The organism is Bacillus sp. AFS040349, assembly GCF_002577655.1.
Classification (GTDB): domain Bacteria; phylum Bacillota; class Bacilli; order Bacillales; family Bacillaceae; genus Metabacillus.
Genome location: NZ_NUMC01000143.1, coordinates 1 through 17,712, shown reverse-complemented (window position 1 = coordinate 17,712; position 17,712 = coordinate 1). Strand labels below are relative to the sequence as shown.

The window sequence follows — 17,712 nt, the reverse complement described above, 5'->3', positions numbered from 1 at the left end:
TCTGCCCCCCTCCACCATTTATAGGGGCATAGTTTAACGGTAGAATAGAGGTCTCCAAAACCTTTGGTGTGGGTTCGATTCCTACTGCCCCTGCCAATTATAAAAACTTGATGGCGATTGTGGCGAAGTGGTTAACGCATCGGATTGTGGTTCCGACATTCGTGGGTTCGATTCCCATCAGTCGCCCCATTTATATATATCAGACATGATTGCTTAGTAATTATAAATGCAGAAAAGCACATGGATGTCGACGATATTTCGCGATTATGATTTATGTAGCATATTCAAGGAAGCCTATTCTTGAAGCTAATTCAGTGGGCTATAGCCAAGCGGTAAGGCATCGCACTTTGACTGCGACATGCGTTGGTTCGAATCCAGCTAGCCCAGCCACTTTTTATTAACACTTTTTAGTTCTATTGCATAGGCTAAACCATATAGATAAAGTAAGATGCGGAAGTAGTTCAGTGGTAGAACACCACCTTGCCAAGGTGGGGGTCGCGGGTTCGAATCCCGTCTTCCGCTTTAGTTTTAGTGATGGCGGCATAGCCAAGTGGTAAGGCAGAGGTCTGCAAAACCTTTATCACCGGTTCAAATCCGGTTGCCGCCTCCATTTTTTAACACCCTTGCCGGGGTGGCGGAACTGGCAGACGCACAGGACTTAAAATCCTGCGGTAGGTGACTACCGTACCGGTTCGATTCCGGTCCTCGGCACCATTATTGTGGACTTAATCCTTTGCCAGTGTGGCGGAATTGGCAGACGCGCACGACTCAAAATCGTGTTCCTTCGGGAGTGTCGGTTCTTCACATCAAAAATTGCAATTTGCCTGAGTGGTGGAATGGCAGACACGTCGGACTCAAAATCCGATGCCTTTACGGGCGTGTGGGTTCAAGTCCCACCTCAGGTACCATTACATAGTCTTTATAAAGGATTGTGAGTTCAGTTTTTATAGCTGAGCACGCAATCCTTTTTTGTTGTGTGTCGTGTGCTGGAATCGTGTGCGTAAGAATATTGTGCTGCATTCAATTTCTAATTTAAGGAGTGAATCAGCATGGCAAAAAGAAGAGGTAAAATTGAAGCAATTGAAAGCAATGAAGTATTCTTGAAGGATGGTGGAGAGGACTTTGATTACTGTGTAGGGCAATTCTTTAAAGACATGGTAATGAGGAATCTTTCGTTCCATACCAAGAGATGGTACAAGGAAAATATAACTGTAATTAAACGAGCCTTTTTAGATTTGGGGCATTCACTTAGTCCTATTGATGCGACCGAAGAAATGCTTAAAGATGTGGTGTTTTACTGTACAGAAAAGCTTAATAATAATCCAACGACTGTTAATCACCGTATCCGAACAATGAAGCAACTTTATTCTTTTTTGTATAACGAGTCATTCATTGCGTCCAATCCAGCAGAAAGATTGGTTAAGCAGAAGGGGAAAATAGAGAAAATAAAACCATTTACAGAGGATGAAATTCAAGAGCTACTTAGTCAGCCAATCAAACAGGAATTCGTAGGATTCAGGGATTATACAATAATGCTTGTTCTACTGGATACTGGTATAAGATTGTCTGAACTAATTAATATAAAAGTCACAGATGTTTCAATTGATGGTGGCAAAATCTTTGTAGTAGGAAAGGGTAACAAGGAAAGAGACGTTATGTTTCAGGCGACCACTAGGGAACAGCTAAGACGATATTTAAAGATAAGGGGTGAAGTGCATCATGATTATTTATGGGTTTCCCAAGATAATAAACCATTAGCTAGGAAGACCTTACAAGACCGTTTAAAGCTGTATGGAGAGCGTGCAAGGATTAATAAGAGGGTAAGCCCGCACACCTTCCGTCATACTTGCGCAAAGCTTTACATTACGCAGGGAGGAGACATCTTCTCTTTGCAGCAGCTACTTGGTCATTCATCATTGGAAATGTGTAGGCACTATGTTTCCTTATGGGGAAGTGACTTACAAAAGATGCATCGCAAGTATTCACCAGTTGAAAGCATTATAAAGAGATAAAAGTAGAAAAGCCATCTGATGAGTGTTATTTTTCAGGTGGCTTTTTCAAATATAGCATGGGATTTTTCTATTTAGCTGGACAGTAATTCTAATGGATGCTGCTCGTAATGCATCCAGGCATAATTGATTACTTTGTTTAGGAGTAAGTCCACCTGTGCCTTGTCATATACAATCCAGTTACCGACTTTCTTTCCTTTAGAAAGGTCTAGTGGCATATCAATGGCATTTGCTATGGGGTTCTTATGACGAAAGTTCTTCTTTTTGCGAAACAATAAAGCTCGGGGAGTCTCTACATAGCATAAAATGTTATATGTATTGCCGCCCAGCATTACCTTAAAGTCAATTCCACCCTCTACGTCATCATAAGAGCAGTAAGATACATCGTTAAATACATATGATTCTTTTACTAGCTGAAAGAAGTGAATCTCTCGTGCTAGAGAAGGATAAGAGCGGAGCAGGCGGGCTGTAACGGCTGTCTCATCATATCCTTTTAATGCTTCCTGCTGAACCAGCAGGTAGAATGATACAAAGGCACTTTGTGTTGGAAATCTTCTGTAAGTACAAATATATCCCCATAACGTGTACATCATATTAGGAAAGCCAGAGGCGAACTCAACTTTGCTGTTTATTTCGTTGATAAAAGTTGGGGATTCCGCCGCTAATGCTATAATAATATCTTGTGATGATATTGGAAGTCCCTTAGTTAAATTAATCATGTGGATTCCCTCTTTTCTCTGATGATTCATGCAATGTTTTCATATGTAGAAATAGGCAATAAGTTTGATAATGACGGCAAATACTGCCGCATAATTAACAATAATAATGCAAAAGTTGCCGCATTTAAAATTGAAGTAATCCTAACTATACCAATGGATAGAGGGTAGTTATGAAGATTATGTTCTCTTATTCTTATGTTTGCACCCAGCATTTATAAACTACCATTCCAGCACCGTCTGCCTTTAGAGAGGTTTTAAAGTAAAAGAAATACCCCCACCCAAAAGGTAGCTGCGTGGCAGGGACAGTAAGCATGAGCGTTTAGCGAAATGCCATTTACCGAAGGTTATCAATGGATGATTAGCGGCCTTCCATTAGACAATGCATGGATACATGATGGTGAGCCGAGAACGAAGTGAGCGGTGATATCCATCTAGCCTAATAAAAGGTGAAGGTATCTATCATCTTGCACTTCTTGGATGCAGTTAAGGTATCATTCACCCATAAGGTTTGTGGTGGGTTGTTACTACCACGCAGTTGTTTATCCAAGAATAATGGATTTGTGAGCCGCAGTGGTGGGTGACATGTTTCCTACTGTGGCATTTGTTCATCCATTAGAGCTACTTTAAAAGACCTGACTTCTTAAATAGGTGCCGTTGATACTCTTCCTGTTTTACTAGGCTGTTTCTGAATAAGCTTTTGGCTGCGTAATAGCCGTTATTGTTGTGACCTCTGTGTAGTAAGTCTGGGTTGAATAAGTAACCTTCTTTTCCATGGCTACTATAAATGTCAACCACGCCCACCTTCCACATCTTTTTTATATGTCTGCTTACCGTATCAATGGACTCATCCATGAGTTCAGCTATTCTTGCCTTAGTCAGTGGGATAACTTCCTCACCATTTAGCTCCCTAGGATTCTCTGCCAACCAAGATGTTTCAAAGTTGATGAAAGGTATCAACTTGTAGATAAAACCCTGCTCTTGTATGTTAAGTAGATTCATCAAGTGTTTGCCCTCTTTCTTGTAAAGGCGGGTAAAGTCTCCCATGTTCCCTATCTCACCCATGATGTGGCATTTTGGATTCACCACGTACTTAGGTGAGCGATTGTTACCTTCGTTTGTAAGAGCGCCTACCTCAATCAACACTTTGATGATTCCTCGTGTAGTTCTCTCTGACTTACCAATCAATTTAGCCATAGTAGCTAACGTCATTGGCTCACCGTTCAGAACTAGCAGATTATCTTTTTTGAATTGCATATAAGGAAGAAGTCTCATTAATGCCCCTGCTTGTGTAGTGGTTAATTTGCTAGCTACTTCACGTATTCCATCATGAATACAGATGATGAACTGGCGATTTTTCTGTTGCTGTCTGTAATGCTCCAGCGCAACTTTCTTCTGCAGCCCCTTTACTTGCTTCTTGCTAGTGTATTTATACTCCATAGAAAACAGAGCATGTCCTAGTTCAGGAGATATAGTGCCGTTCGCAATACTTTTCATAATTTTGTAAGGTTTTGACTTACTCATTTCTATAGTTCCCCTTTATAACAGTATATTTGATTATTTATATTAAGCTTCGACAAATTTTATGCATAAAGTAGAAATAAATTCACTATATAGGCAAAAAAATAGCTCAGATTTCTGTGAGCAATAATGTAGCTATGAATGGTTCCGATGGAGTTTCATGCCCACGGGGGGTCTATAAGGAGCTTCTATTATGACGACCCTATAATAGACCTTCGGCTGCCGTCGGCTTACCGCCCTGCCCCATGGATAGCGAGTGTCACTTTATTCAGTCCACACGCCGAAACCATAAAAGCCATAAGAGAAGCCCATCCCATGTCTTAGTAAACGATTGTTCCGCTATCGCTTCACAAGCTTTTAGCAAAGAACGCTAAAACCCAAGTCGTTGACAAAGCCACTTTCACTGCTAAGGCAATTGGTGCCGATGACACATACTCAATTAGAAGTTAATGGGAGTGTTCATCGGTTTTCTAGTGTAGCAGTGAAAGGGTAGAGAAGGCGGCTGGGAACACTTCTTGCCCATTTAAGACCTTGGGCTTTGCCCAAACCCAGCCTTCCAAGCACGCCTCAATTAGAAGTGAAAACCCTTAATCATGCAGCAAGGACGCAGGACTAACGGAGTACCCATGTGCCAGACGTTGCTGTACGGCGTCGTAATAGACGGTCTTTGTCTTTGAAGGCTTTTCCCTATGGAGTATTTCAAGCCATGTTATGCGGTGTTCATTTGCGGCACGTTGGCTTTCAGGCAGGTCTGGATTCATGTTTTGTTGCTTTAGTCGTTCAATTATCTGCTTATGGTCAGTCATTGTCTATCATCCTTTCTATATGTGCCAAGATTGGGCAACTAGTCATTATTGCTCTACTTCTCCTACAAACTGTTTATCTTCGTACATCTCATGGTACAGGTAGTTATCTACCCTTTGACGGTACTTGTAAGGGACTTTACGTTTGCCGCTCTCAACCTCAGATAGAGTTGAAACACCCATGCCAAGAATGGCAGCAAGCTCTGTTTGATTGAAATTGTCATGTACTCGCTTAATCTTTATGCAACGGTGTAAAGGCAAACCATCACAATGCACTAAGACCTGTTTAAGGTCCAGTGACTGCATAAGCATTTCACGCATTTCTGGAGTAATCATATTTATCATCCTTTTAACGATTATTTGTTAGGGAAAGCCGCCTGCTGGAGACGGCTAGAGAGGAACCGAGGGGCAACCTCGTCATAATACCTTGAACACTTGTAACTTAACCATTTGATGCCATGATAGCAATAGATTTCTTCAACTTTTTAGAAATATTTTAATGAAATTGAAAGGAGGTGATGCTTACAAAGCAAAAGTAATGTAGCAAATATTAAAGGAGGTGAATTGTATGTGAAGTACCTATGAAATAGCAACGAAGGAGGATAGCATATGTTAGCTTTAAATAGCATTACATGAAGCCCTTGGAGTGCGTTTTGCATTCGAGGGTTATTTAATTGCACAAAAAAAGATGAGCCGCTGGAACGGACTCATCAAATAAATATCAACTATCTACATCATACAGAAAACAAACTTAATAATCAATCAATGGGAGAGACGAATGAACGTCTCTCCTTTTTTTATTTCAATTAATTGGAGGAATTCATAATGACAACTCAATTCGATAAATTTACTTTTAAACTATTGCTGGCTACTACTATTCGTGAAAAGGATAACAGCTACATTGTAAGTGAGATTTTCAGCCGCTTTCCATCAATTCAGGAGCTATTGGATGTTACTGAGGAAGAGCTGCTGTCCATTAAAGGTATCGGTAGAGTAAAAGCTCAACAAATTATTGCTGCGTTAAAGCTAGCGAGGCTAAATCCTAGTACAGCAGAAGAAAGATACGCTATCCGTTCACCACAGGACGCTTACGATTACCTGAAAGATATGCAGTACCTCAAAAGAGAAGAATTCGTTTGCTTAGGACTGAATACCAAGAACGAGATAATGTTTAGACAAACCATTTTTACAGGCTCATTGAATGCGTCAATCGTTCACCCTCGTGAGACTTTCTTACCGTTAATTAAGAGATGCTGCGCCAGTGCTATCGTAGCGCACAACCACCCAAGCGGGCAGCCAGAACCTTCAAGAGAAGACATAGAAGTCACCAAGCGGCTTGTAGAGGTGGGGAAAGTGGTCGGGATTGAAGTTCTCGACCATATCATAGTCGGACATGAAAAATACATCAGCTTAAAGGAAAAAGGATACCTGTAAGCAATGCTGGGGGACTACCTGAATGGGTTTGTCCCCTTTTTGCTTGTTCATTTAAGTGTACTTTTACAAATAGTCAAAGATGAACTGATTAACTGTGTATTTCTTGTTCGTTAATGTTCAAAAACCCTTTACAGATATTCGGCAAGATATAGGGACATATACGAACATTCATTAATAAATCAGACGAAGGGAAGAGAAGCAAAATGCATACAAAGAAATTTGGCTATGTCCGAGTAAGCAGTAAAGACCAGAACGAAGGCAGACAAATTGCATCTATGAAGGAACAAGGCATTGAGGAAAGGGACATATTCATTGATAAACAATCAGGTAAGGATTTCGAGCGCAATGACTATCAACTCATGAAAAGGTCATTGCGTGAAGGAGATATTCTGTATATACATTCCCTTGACCGTTTCGGCAGGAACAAAGATGAAATCCTGAATGAATGGCAGGAAATCACCAAGAAGATTAAAGCAGATATAGTTGTGCTGGATATGCCGCTGCTGGATACAACCAAATACAAGGACAGTATGGGTAGTTTCATTTCCGACCTGGTACTACAAATATTGTCTTGGATGGCACAAGAAGAAAGGGAGCGCATACGAAAGAGGCAACGAGAAGGAATAGATGTTGCTTTAAAGAAAGGTGTTCAATTTGGCAGACCTAAAGCAGAACCGACAGATGAATTTTACGAATCATATAAAAGATGGAAAGCAGGAGAAATCACCGCCACCGCTGCCATAGAGGATGCTGGAATGAAGCGCACTACCTTTTACAAGCTGGTAAAGGAACTCGAAGCAGAGGAGCAAGGAGCATGAGGACTTTAAGCCAAATTAATAATGATTATGAGGAAATCATCCACGGAGCGGCAAAAGAGCCGTACAGAAGCCGCAAGTTAGCTGATTTAATGGATGAAATGGAAGGAACATACAAAGTACCAGCAACAAGAAATGAAGAATGGGAGAGGAGAAATAAGTCCATTATAGCCATGTATAGGAAAATCAGTCTAAGCCGTTCCCTTTAATAGCAATAAAAATGTAGAAAGCACACGGTACTTCCGATATCTGTGTGCTTTTTTTGATAAATGAATTAACTTTTCTGCTAAAATAAGCATAGGAAATATGAAAGTAATCATTTAAATAAACGGGTGTTTAGTACAGGTTGAAATTTTCTAAATGAAAATGAATACAAGCTACTTTAACTTGTAATTGAAATACCCGACATCTTTGTGCGTGAAATGTCGGATGAAGCCCGCCTTTTTCAATTAAATTAGATAACGAAAGGAGTTAAAAAATGGATTGGCTAGAGAGAATGAACAGAGCATTGGAGTACATTGAGGATAACCTTGAAACCGAGATAGATTACAAGAAAATAGCACAAGCCGCTACATGTTCGGAATATCATTTTCCAAGGATGTTTTCAGCGTTATCAGGCATATCACTCTCAGAATATATAAGACGTAGGCGATTAACACTTGCTGCTTTTGAATTACAAAAAAGCAATATAAGAATTCTTGACCTAGCAATAAAATATGGATATGATTCCGCCGACTCATTTTCACGTGCCTTTCAAAAGACGCTTGGATTAAAACCCTCAGATGCTCGCAATAAAGGGACGCAATTAAAAGCCTTTCCAAAAATCTCTTTTCAAATTTCTATAAAAGGAGACACTGAAATGGAGTACAGGATTGAGGATTTAGATTTTGAATTAAGAATAATAGGTACAGGTAAACCAGTAAAGACAAGTAAAGCATTTAAAACCATTCCAACACTTTGGAATAATGCTAAAAAAGATGGATATATGCAAAGACTAATTGATATGTCATGGGAAAATCCAAAATGTACTCTTGAAAGCCTGTTAGGCGTTTGTGGAAAAGAAGCAGCTATTATGGATGAAGAATTTACTTACTTTATGGGTATTCGGTACGACGGAGATGTTCCAAGTAATATGGAATGCATTACGATAAGCCACAGCACATGGGCGGTTATACCAAATATAGTAGAAGCGTGGAAACGTTTGTATTCTGATTGGCTCCCTACTTCTGGTTACGAGCTTGCTAACTTTCCATGTATTGAATGCTATTACCCACCAAAACATAAACCCAGACATGAACTTTGGGTTCCAGTTGTCCCTAAATAACTACATATTTTTTAGAATATTAAGGAGTGTAAGGTAATAGGTCACCTTTAAATATTCCAAAAATTAATCGAGTGAAATCAAATAATTAAAGTAACGGGAGCTTTTTGGATAGAAAGACAGACACTATATAAATTCGCTGATTTTCGCTAGTTACACCAGCAACAGCATAAAAAAAAAGCCTTTTAGCCATGAATGTATATATACCAATGGTTCAAGGGCTTTTTTTAGCATGTGAGCACTTTGTTTACAAATAGCATTCGCCGTTCCATCTAGGAGGGAGTAGATACTATTCTTCCTAATCTGTAATCTTTCTCACCTTATTAATTGCTTTTCCAAAATCGTATGGTTGGCTATAGTAAGTTTGACCACAAGAAAGACATTCTACATCACACAACCGTTCATAGTTGATTTTGTCCTTAATCTTGTCAGGATACTTCTCAATCCGTATCACTGATAAAACTCCACCACACTTACAAATCACTAGAATCACCCTAACTATCATTTTCAATTTATAAAAAGAAGCAGCAAGAGAAGATTCCTGCTGCGTTTGATTATACATTACTTGTTAGTTGTTCACTTTCTTTTTTGGCCTTAGTAGCTTTGACTGAATTTTTCTTGCTTGCTTTACGCTTTTGTTTGGCTTCTTCGATAGCAAGCTTCCATTTTGGCTCAATAGCTGGATATTCGATTCCTGCAAATGTTTTAAGGATTGCTTCAAAGATGACTTTTGCGCCAAGGGTAGGGACAGCCATTCCTATTTGTTTTCTTACTTGTTCTTTTGGACCAATGAATTCATAATCATCAGGAAAAGTTTGCAAGCGTGCTCTCTCACGATTAGTCAGCGCTCTTGGCTCATCATAATGGTACATGTGAGTACCACCGCCGCCACTTCCTGTAACTGTATAGGCTGGCAATTCTGGATGAAGACGTTTATAAATTTGACTTAGTCTTGCGCCTTTAACATTTAAGCGTAATTCCTGTGGAAGCCCCTCATACCATGCGTTTTCTCCAGGAGGGATATGTCCTAACATTTCTACAACTTTTGCGCTGTGCTTGGTCATTTCATTATTAAAAGCATCCTCAGGGATAGGATTTTCTTCAAATGCTTGTCTTACACTTACAAATGGATGAACACCGTCTCCATGAGTTGGCATAGGTACCTTGAATTCAAGCCCTAAGTCTTTTCTTATTCCTACTATTATAATACGATGCCTCTTTTGTGGAACACCATATTCATGGAATTTATACAAATGAGGGGTAAGAACATATCCTTCATTTTCAAGGTCTTCAAGGATTTGATAGAAAGCTTCGCCACCATTAGCACTTTCTAGACCACCAACATTTTCTGCTACAAACCATTTTGGTTGATGCACTCTTAGAACACGCACACCAAATGTATATAATGGACCATAATCGCCATCAAACCCTTTATGCTCACCGACAACACTAAAATCATTACAAGGGAAGCCGAATGAAAATCCATCAATAGGGTCCAATGATTCTATATCCAGTTCACGAACATCCTGTTCAATTACAGATTCAGGTCTGTCAGGGCATATGTTATGCCTAAACGTTTTACAAGCCCATTTGTCGATATCGTTAGCCCATTGATGCTCTATTTTAAATACTTCGCCATTTGGACCGTGTACCGTTGCAAGTTTTGCACCTAGTGACAAGCCGCCAGGTCCGCAAAACAATTCACCTTTTTTAAATATCATGTATAACACTCCTAAGGGAACTTGTCCCTGATTAAAAGTCATATTTTACATTATACATGATAGAACAAACATTTGCAGCAAAATTGATTAGGTAAAATCTGTTCGTTTGATTTCCTTATTTAATGTAAAGAGTTGTTGCAGGTTATCATGTGTCCAATTATTTATTTTGTAATTTCTTGCGAGCTTTATTATATTGTTTGCTGTAATGCCACATCCATTTAAATTGCTTTCTTGAGCTACTGATAGGACTTGTTTGTCGAAATTTCGACCAAAGCCACCCGCTATATACATAAAGAAATCTAAGTTTGGATATTGCTTGCGGTAAGGCGGGATATAGTTATGTGTCATTCTATTCTTATGGTCATTTGATATCGTGTAGCTAGCATAAGCTTTTGAATCAATGATACCGCTAAATTGTTCTGAAACTGCGAGTATGTCAGGGTGCTTCCCTTTATCGCCTACATGAGAGGTATCAAACCCAAATGCTTTATCAAACAGTTCAACTGTTGCGATTTCAAACTCCCTGCATTGTTCACGTCCTTTTAATGCCATATCAAAATATGAGGCTTCAAATGAATCCAGAGCACCATTAGCAAAGTTTGCTAGTTCTTCTTCAATGATAGAATGTGTGATTCCAGTAGATGAGTATATTTCCTCGATAATTGGCGCATCTACTTCAGTTATAGGGGATTGGGCTGCCATACTCAAAAACTTTGTACGAACAATCTTTTTAGCTATTAATTGAGCAGTAATGGTATTAGTTTGGTTTAAATTACGAGTATCTTTCCGATGCCAAGGGTCAATGCCATACCGTCTTTGAAAGTATTCTTCATCTTCCCATCTTGGAATAAGGATGGATGAATCATCAATTATACTTTCAATCTCCTTTTCTCGCCCAGGTACTATTTTTAGTTGCTTGTCATCCCTAGCTGCAAGCTGAGTATATTCAATCCAATTAATAAAAGTATTTGCTACATCAGACAGCATGCTCACTGTCTTTTCAAAAGATTGAACACCGCTTCTCGATGGGTAAAGTTCATTAAAATTAGTGGGTAGAGCAGAATCACCGTAATTACGATAAGCTATTATCCTATCAACAATAGATTGAAAGCACTTCTCTGATTCATTTTCTGCTTCTGTAATGACGATTTTAGCTATTTCATCCTGCGTTAAGTATCCTATGCGATTATCCATTAGTAACCTTAAAATAAACCGAAATGGTCTTATCTTGAATCTGTGACTGATATTTACGGCAGGGAGAATAGAATAAGGTGACGGGAACTGAAACTTAATTACTTGCTGCTTTAGCACTTCGACTGGAGACTCACCACTCAAAAGAGCTTCCCCAGCTAAAGTGGGTTGTATTTTACCTTCCTTTTTGAAGAACAGTCCAAGGCTAAATAACCAAGATACATAAGTTCTTCCGCCGCTCCCACCTTGGTCACGTCTATCACCTTTTCTTTTAAGCCCTTGTTGTTCTAGTGCATCTTCAAAACTTATATGTTTTCCAACTTGTCCTGTCCATTCGGCATTTAAAGAGCCTGCAATAAATGCTGAGAAGATTTCAGGAACAGCTATCAGTTTTCGCTTGGGTCTTGTAATAAACCAGTAATTCTTCATTGAACCATCCCTTTTGTATTTATATACCAATAAATCTATCATATGTGAGCCTTCAAGTGTAGGAAACAAGTAGTATATTTTAAAAGAAATAAGGTGAGTAGTAAAAAACACTTGTCCCTCCAAATGGTTTATGATAAATTAGATACCAGTAGCACAATATACGGTGAAATTAATGAGCGTATGCGTATCCAGCACTTTTTGTGCGTATTACTGAATTCATGAATCACTTATAAAGCTAATGGTGCCAAGGCATCTAGGCAATTCTAATTCGTCGGTGTGGCGGAATTGGCAGACGCGCACGACTCAAAATCGTGTTCCTTCGGGAGTGTCGGTTCGACCCCGACCACTGGTATCATGACACTGCCTATCAATGCAGTGAAATCAACGTTTCTTACACTTTGTAAGGAACGTTTTTTATTTATCTCCAATACGATTCTTAGAAAAATATCGTGTTCATAAAATCGTGTGCATACCCTGTCATAAACAAGGAGGAATTAATATGGCAAGGCGTACAAACGAGTTATCTATTGAGGAATTATCCGTTATTAACACATCAAAAATGATAAAGGAGATTGATTTCCAAACGGCTCTTTCATTATTTGTTGATGATTGTGAAATAAGAAATCTTAGACCACAAACAATCCAATATTACAGAAATGAATTATCGGTTTTTTACAAGATGCTTATGGAAAAAGAGTTTAACCCTGCTCCTACCAACATAACGAAAGAACAAATAAAAAGTATAATCCTGCACATGAAAGAAAAAGGATTACAAACAGTAAGCATTAACACACGTTTAAGAGCCATCAGAGCATTTTTTAATTTTTTGCATCGTGAACGACACATTAAAGAAAATCCATTAAGTGACATCAAACTACTAAAAGACCGTAGAAAAGTAGTTGAAACCTTTTCACATGAACAACTACAAATGCTCTTTAATCAGCCGAATTTGCGTTCTTTTGTTGGTGTGAGGGATTACACTTTTATGCTATTACTGCTTGAAACAGGCATCCGTGTGAGCGAATTAGAAGGTGTCTGTGTTCAAGATATTTTATGGAACGAATCTAAACTTCATATTAGGAATACAAAGACATATAAAGAGCGGATCGTGCCTATTCAAGCAAAAATGAAAAATCAATTACAGAAGTATATTCAAATACGTGGAGTAATGGAAACAGATGCTTTGTTTGTTACGCTTGATGGTGACAAGATGTCTAAAAGGCAATTCCAGAACAGGGTGACATTTTACGGGAAACAAGCAGATATAAAAGGGGTTCGATGCTCCTGCCATACTTTTAGGCATACATTTGCAAAATTGAGCGTAAAGAATGGTGCAGGCATATTTGAATTACAACAAATATTAGGACATACGAGTATGGAAATGGTACGAGTATATGTCAATCTGTTTAGTGATGATGTAATGGATAAACACAGAACGTTTTCACCCTTAGTCAATCTAAAAGTAAGAATGTAGAGTGAAGGAAGGAAAAAAATTAATATTGAAGAATAAGTAAATGATGAACTTCTTTAGGGGGGGAAATAAATGTCTAATCAAAATATTGAGATAGTAAACTTAATTAATGAAGATGGTCAAAGTGTACATACCAAAATTATTGGGGAAGGAGAACCTATTGTTTTCTTGCACGGAGGACCTGGAAGTGAGCATCGCTTTTTTCTTCCACATGTGCTTCCACTATCTTGTAACTTTAAGTTAGTTTTTTATGACCAAAGAGGATGTGGAGAATCAAATACAGCCTTAAATAATCAATATTCTATGGAAGATGAAGTTCACACATTGGAATTATTACGCAAAGAATTAAAATTAGAGAAAATAAACCTTTTCGGAGAATCATGGGGTTCTATGTTGGCACTACTATACGCAACTTCTTATCCAGAAAGAGTAAATAAGATACTCCTTACTGCATCAATAGGTGTAACAGCAGAAGGTTTTAAAACCTTTGAGGAAGAATTAGAAAAAAGGTTGTCAAAAGAAGATAAAATAAGCCTTTCTTCTTTAGAGAATAGACTTAAAAACGGTGATTCAAATATTGAGGAGATTCTCGCTATTTTAGATAAATATTATGTGTATTCAGAAGAAGCATTAATGCAAAAAGATAAAATTTCTATAAATACAAGCGTCAATGATTCAATAAGTAAAGATATTTTGGATAATTATGACCTTACCGAGCAATTAGATGTGATTAAAAATATTCCCATTTTAATTGCACAAGGTAGCCATGATATTCTAACTCCTAATCTTATAAAAAAATTGTTGTTAGATTATATTCCTCATGCAGAATTAGTGGAAATTGCAGAGTGTGGACATTGGACTGTTTTGGAAAAACCTAATGAAATGATTAAGATTACTAACCAATTTTTTGCTAAGGGTATTTGACCTGAATATACGATAATCATTGACCACATTGTGGTCTTTTCTTTTTATCAAAGATATGTAGGTTTTTATACTTGTTAAAATAGACCATGACCTAAATGAACAAATTTATTGCTCCTTATTTATGTTCAAATAAAGTTATTTATGTAATTTTTGGACAAAATGTACATTAAGTTATAGACTTTAAATGAACATATTGGTAAAATATACATAACAACAAATAAGGGGCGTTCAAAATGAGCAAAGGAAAATTTATAAGTTATGTCAGGGTATCAACAGTCGAACAAAATGAACAAAGACAGGTAAAAGCAATTGAAGAAAGAGCCAGTATTGACAAATGGTTTATTGAGAAAGTAAGTGGAAAAGATACGAAAAGACCACAATTACAAGCCATGCTAGACTATATGCGTGAAGGGGATACCATTATCATTAATGACTTTTCACGGCTTGCTAGGAGTACAAAGGATTTACTTGAATTAGTGGAGTTAATGCAAGAAAAGAATGTTACTTTGATTTCTCTAAAAGAAAATATTGATACTTCAACGCCACAGGGAAAACTAATGCTTACAATGTTAGGGGCAATAAATGAATTTGAAAGAATGAATATGCTGGAACGCCAACGTGAAGGAATTGCAATCGCAAAAGCAAATGGCAAGTACAAGGGAAGAAAGGCAATTGAAATAGACGAGAAATTCAAGGAATTATATGAGAAATACATGGCACGTAAAATCAACAAAACACAGTTTGCCAATGAATTAGGAGTTAGCAGAACAACGTTGTACAAGATGATAGAAGAATATGATGCAAGTTAAAAACTTTTTAATAAAAGTGTTGTTTTATCAAAGAACAAACAAAAATCGCTCTAATGACATACTTTTGGATCGGGTCTTATAAAAATGGCTAAATTAAAAAATGTCCTTAATAGAGCGATTTTTCTTATTATCATATTTATTGGTTTAAGTCAATAGTATCGTAAGATAAAAATTCGACAAATGCACAAAAAAATGCTATAATAAAAGAATAAATAGTTGACAGATTGAAGTTTTTAGAATCAATCTGTTTAATTTTTTTGGAGGTGAGGGAATGTTTTAAAGTAAAAGGGCAATTTGAAAAATATACATACATAATAAATAGTTGGTTATGTACTTTGACCAGCAATACAAAACTGCTGTCGCAGATTTCGCATTGTTGCGACCAAAGTACCAAAGTCGCTGGAAATACTTAGATGTTGGTTAATGTTTTTGGAAATCAAAAACAGTGCAAACTTTGATTAGTATATACAACTTAATATTAATACCCAAAGTCTGCACAGTTTGAAAAATTTAAAGGAGAATTTTTAATGAAACAATTTACGCTAGCAGAGTTTATTAATGAATTTGGAGATGTTAAACAAAGAGAATCATTAGTTAAAGGAAAAGGAAATGTCAATAAAAGAACATTAGATAGTGTTATTAAAAAAGCAAGTAAATTCTATGAACTTGATTCAATAACCGTTAAAGGTCGGGGAGTTGATAAAATTATTACTTGTGGTAAAGAAAGACATGAAGTCCTAAATGATAAAGAAATTTACAACTATTCTAATTGTGGTAATAGAGAGCAGATGCCATATAAGGAAATCATTCAAAATTTAATCTTAATTCACTTGAATGAGAAAAATAGAAAACCTTCTACAACTTATAGAGTATTAGCACATGATTTAGAGATTATGTCAGATGTATTATTCTCCTCATCTAATATGGTAACTGCTGAAGAACAAAAGAACTATTACAAGAATTTAGATGCAAAGTATAAAAAACAAGGATTCGCAGTATTTTGGGATAATGTTAGTAAAGAATCTCAAAGAATCATAAGAAATGTTGAATCGGTATTAAACGATATGAAGGAAAAGGGAATCATTAGACATATGGATGTTGTGAATGCTGTTAGTCTTGATAAATTTGGTCGTGAAATCCATAATCCAATTACATATATTGAAGTTAATAAGATTGACATGATGAAAAGGAAGTTACGTGGTAAACATGAAGTAACAATCACAGACATTAGATATAAGCCTAAAAGTCCTGCTGTTGTTGCTTATAAAGAAGATGAATATAACTTTCTCCAGTCATTTGGTTATGAATATGTGTATGATGCTGTTTACATTGATTTAATTGCAACAGATAAAGAGATTCAGAACTATATGAAAGATTCACTTGTAACTGATTTCAAAAAGGAACATTTAGCATTTGCTTACCAAAAAGCCGTGGCAAGAGAAAATTCATTCTTTAATGATATTGTTAGAGTTAAAGACAATCATAAACTCCATAAATTACTTGGAGGTAAAAAGAAGTCAGATGTTTTAAAAGGAACATTAACAGCTTATGATTCCATTCTTATAGATGAATTATTAAATGATGGAATTAAACAAGAAAAATTCGGTAAAACATATGCTACTAACTACAAAGAATCGCTTAAAACCATTCAGGATGTTTTAGACGAAGAAGAAAGTAAAAGCAATTTATAGGGTTTTGGAATTTTTGATTAACCTTATATACAAACACAAAAAACATATATAACGTTACTCAAGTATTTCAAACACGAAGCAATTCAAGGAGCCATCGGGGTGCTTATAACCAAATAAAGCAAGTGGGTTTTATTAAAGCGTTATAGCACTTCCACTCCTGCAATCAGTGTTAAAAACACCACCGTATGAAACATGAGAAAATACTCTTTATTAACAGTATTTTAACGTGCGTTTTTTCTAACACGTTATGATATAATAGGAACATAAATTGACAGGTCGTATGACATGATTTTAAGAAATGGTTGATAAATAGCATAATACCAATGGTTAAAGGGTTCAGACGTTCAAGCACGACTCAAAATCGTGTTCCTTCGGGAGTGTCGGTTCGACCCCGACCACTGGTATCAAAACACAATCATTACTTAATACAATAGTAAAAGACAAGACAATGAATAACGTCTTGTCTTTTTTGTGCTGTTAAAGAGGGAACAAGATTGTCAAAGAACAATAACCAAACATAGCTGCTTCCATCCAAATATGTTAATGATCATTACAAAATATAATGATCTAGTCCTATAACTAATACTCAGTTATTACGAACCTTTTTCAAGTGAAATCGTTTGATGAATTTAATCATAGGTCTAATTAAGAATAGTCCACTACCCACGATAAACATCCAAATAGCATATGTTTCAAAGGAATCCCAAAGAAAGAGCACACTTCCAACCAGAAAGCATAGGGCGATAAACACATCATTAAGGTTATAGAAAAATTCATAGCGTTCGTTAATAATAATTTCATGATGGCCAATTTGTATATCAATGTAATTAGGTTTATTTGTTTTTGTCAATATTAAT

The 17,712-nt window shown here is 37.0% G+C and carries 16 protein-coding genes and 8 tRNA genes; 17 read left to right on the top strand and 7 right to left on the bottom strand.

Annotated features, from left to right (window positions below):
• Positions 1–22: 22 nt before the first annotated feature.
• From COD11_RS23800 to COD11_RS23765, 8 genes are all read left to right on the top strand, one after another.
• Positions 23–96: transfer RNA gene (locus COD11_RS23800), tRNA-Trp, on the top strand.
• 17 nt (positions 97–113) lie between these two features.
• Positions 114–189 (top strand) — tRNA-His (locus COD11_RS23795).
• Between the two features lie 126 nt (positions 190–315).
• Positions 316–390: transfer RNA gene (locus tag COD11_RS23790), tRNA-Gln, on the top strand.
• 60 nt (positions 391–450) lie between these two features.
• Positions 451–522, top strand: a tRNA-Gly gene (locus tag COD11_RS23785).
• Between the two features lie 14 nt (positions 523–536).
• Positions 537–610, top strand: a tRNA-Cys gene (locus COD11_RS23780).
• Positions 611–625: 15 nt separating this feature from the next.
• Positions 626–714 (top strand) — tRNA-Leu (locus COD11_RS23775).
• A gap of 108 nt (positions 715–822) precedes the next feature.
• Positions 823–908 (top strand) — tRNA-Leu (locus COD11_RS23770).
• A 141-nt stretch (positions 909–1,049) separates the two neighbouring features.
• Positions 1,050–2,012, top strand: a complete 963-nt coding sequence (locus COD11_RS23765; RefSeq protein ID WP_098799382.1) for a tyrosine-type recombinase/integrase — start codon at positions 1,050–1,052, stop codon at positions 2,010–2,012.
• A 71-nt stretch (positions 2,013–2,083) separates the two neighbouring features.
• Here COD11_RS23765 and COD11_RS23760 read toward each other — a convergent pair whose 3' ends face one another.
• The 3 genes from COD11_RS23760 to COD11_RS28090 form a co-directional block, all read right to left on the bottom strand.
• Positions 2,084–2,728 carry a hypothetical protein gene (locus COD11_RS23760; RefSeq protein ID WP_098799381.1) on the bottom strand — a complete coding sequence of 215 codons (645 nt, stop codon included), beginning with the start codon at positions 2,726–2,728 and terminating at the stop codon, positions 2,084–2,086.
• Between the two features lie 618 nt (positions 2,729–3,346).
• Positions 3,347–4,249 (bottom strand): helix-turn-helix domain-containing protein, encoded by a 903-nt coding sequence (locus tag COD11_RS23755; RefSeq protein WP_098799380.1) that lies wholly within the window; start codon positions 4,247–4,249, stop codon positions 3,347–3,349.
• An 848-nt stretch (positions 4,250–5,097) separates the two neighbouring features.
• The gene (locus tag COD11_RS28090; protein ID WP_369689300.1) at positions 5,098–5,355 is read right to left on the bottom strand and encodes a helix-turn-helix domain-containing protein; all 258 of its coding nucleotides are present in this window, start codon (positions 5,353–5,355) and stop codon (positions 5,098–5,100) included.
• A gap of 519 nt (positions 5,356–5,874) precedes the next feature.
• Here COD11_RS28090 and radC point away from each other — a divergent pair.
• The 4 genes from radC to COD11_RS23725 all read left to right on the top strand — a co-directional run bounded on the left by radC (position 5,875) and on the right by COD11_RS23725 (position 8,622).
• Positions 5,875–6,483, top strand: a complete 609-nt coding sequence (gene radC / locus COD11_RS23740; RefSeq protein ID WP_098799377.1) for a RadC family protein — start codon at positions 5,875–5,877, stop codon at positions 6,481–6,483.
• A gap of 203 nt (positions 6,484–6,686) precedes the next feature.
• Positions 6,687–7,301: a recombinase family protein gene (locus tag COD11_RS23735; RefSeq protein ID WP_098799376.1), complete on the top strand. Its 615-nt coding sequence runs from the start codon at positions 6,687–6,689 to the stop codon at positions 7,299–7,301.
• The gene (locus tag COD11_RS23730; RefSeq protein ID WP_098799375.1) at positions 7,298–7,507 is read left to right on the top strand and encodes a hypothetical protein; all 210 of its coding nucleotides are present in this window, start codon (positions 7,298–7,300) and stop codon (positions 7,505–7,507) included. Before COD11_RS23735 ends, COD11_RS23730 begins: the two co-directional genes overlap by 4 nt.
• 269 nt (positions 7,508–7,776) lie before the next feature.
• On the top strand, positions 7,777–8,622 hold the full coding sequence (locus COD11_RS23725; protein ID WP_098799374.1) for an AraC family transcriptional regulator: 846 nt from the start codon (positions 7,777–7,779) through the stop codon (positions 8,620–8,622).
• A gap of 295 nt (positions 8,623–8,917) precedes the next feature.
• Here the strand turns inward: COD11_RS23725 and COD11_RS23720 are convergent, their stop codons facing one another.
• The 3 genes from COD11_RS23720 to COD11_RS23710 all read right to left on the bottom strand — a co-directional run bounded on the left by COD11_RS23720 (position 8,918) and on the right by COD11_RS23710 (position 11,960).
• Positions 8,918–9,073 carry a hypothetical protein gene (locus tag COD11_RS23720; RefSeq protein WP_255301694.1) on the bottom strand — a complete coding sequence of 52 codons (156 nt, stop codon included), beginning with the start codon at positions 9,071–9,073 and terminating at the stop codon, positions 8,918–8,920.
• A 100-nt stretch (positions 9,074–9,173) separates the two neighbouring features.
• Complete coding sequence (locus COD11_RS23715) at positions 9,174–10,340, bottom strand: DNA cytosine methyltransferase (protein ID WP_098799373.1); 1,167 nt, start codon at positions 10,338–10,340, stop codon at positions 9,174–9,176.
• A gap of 87 nt (positions 10,341–10,427) precedes the next feature.
• Positions 10,428–11,960 carry a PDDEXK family nuclease gene (locus tag COD11_RS23710; RefSeq protein ID WP_098799384.1) on the bottom strand — a complete coding sequence of 511 codons (1,533 nt, stop codon included), beginning with the start codon at positions 11,958–11,960 and terminating at the stop codon, positions 10,428–10,430.
• Between the two features lie 270 nt (positions 11,961–12,230).
• Here COD11_RS23710 and COD11_RS23705 point away from each other — a divergent pair.
• From COD11_RS23705 to COD11_RS23685, 5 genes are all read left to right on the top strand, one after another.
• Positions 12,231–12,312: transfer RNA gene (locus COD11_RS23705), tRNA-Leu, on the top strand.
• 147 nt (positions 12,313–12,459) lie between these two features.
• Positions 12,460–13,434: a tyrosine-type recombinase/integrase gene (locus COD11_RS23700; RefSeq protein WP_098799372.1), complete on the top strand. Its 975-nt coding sequence runs from the start codon at positions 12,460–12,462 to the stop codon at positions 13,432–13,434.
• A 69-nt stretch (positions 13,435–13,503) separates the two neighbouring features.
• The gene (locus tag COD11_RS23695; protein WP_098799371.1) at positions 13,504–14,355 is read left to right on the top strand and encodes an alpha/beta fold hydrolase; all 852 of its coding nucleotides are present in this window, start codon (positions 13,504–13,506) and stop codon (positions 14,353–14,355) included.
• A gap of 233 nt (positions 14,356–14,588) precedes the next feature.
• Positions 14,589–15,164 (top strand): recombinase family protein, encoded by a 576-nt coding sequence (locus tag COD11_RS23690; protein WP_098799370.1) that lies wholly within the window; start codon positions 14,589–14,591, stop codon positions 15,162–15,164.
• A 527-nt stretch (positions 15,165–15,691) separates the two neighbouring features.
• Positions 15,692–16,855, top strand: a complete 1,164-nt coding sequence (locus tag COD11_RS23685) for a hypothetical protein (protein ID WP_098799369.1) — start codon at positions 15,692–15,694, stop codon at positions 16,853–16,855.
• Positions 16,856–17,441: 586 nt separating this feature from the next.
• On the opposite strand, the gene COD11_RS23680 is transcribed toward COD11_RS23685, so the two are convergent.
• Positions 17,442–17,712 (bottom strand): YrhK family protein (locus tag COD11_RS23680; protein ID WP_218012755.1); only part of this gene is annotated, 271 nt, incomplete at its 5' end.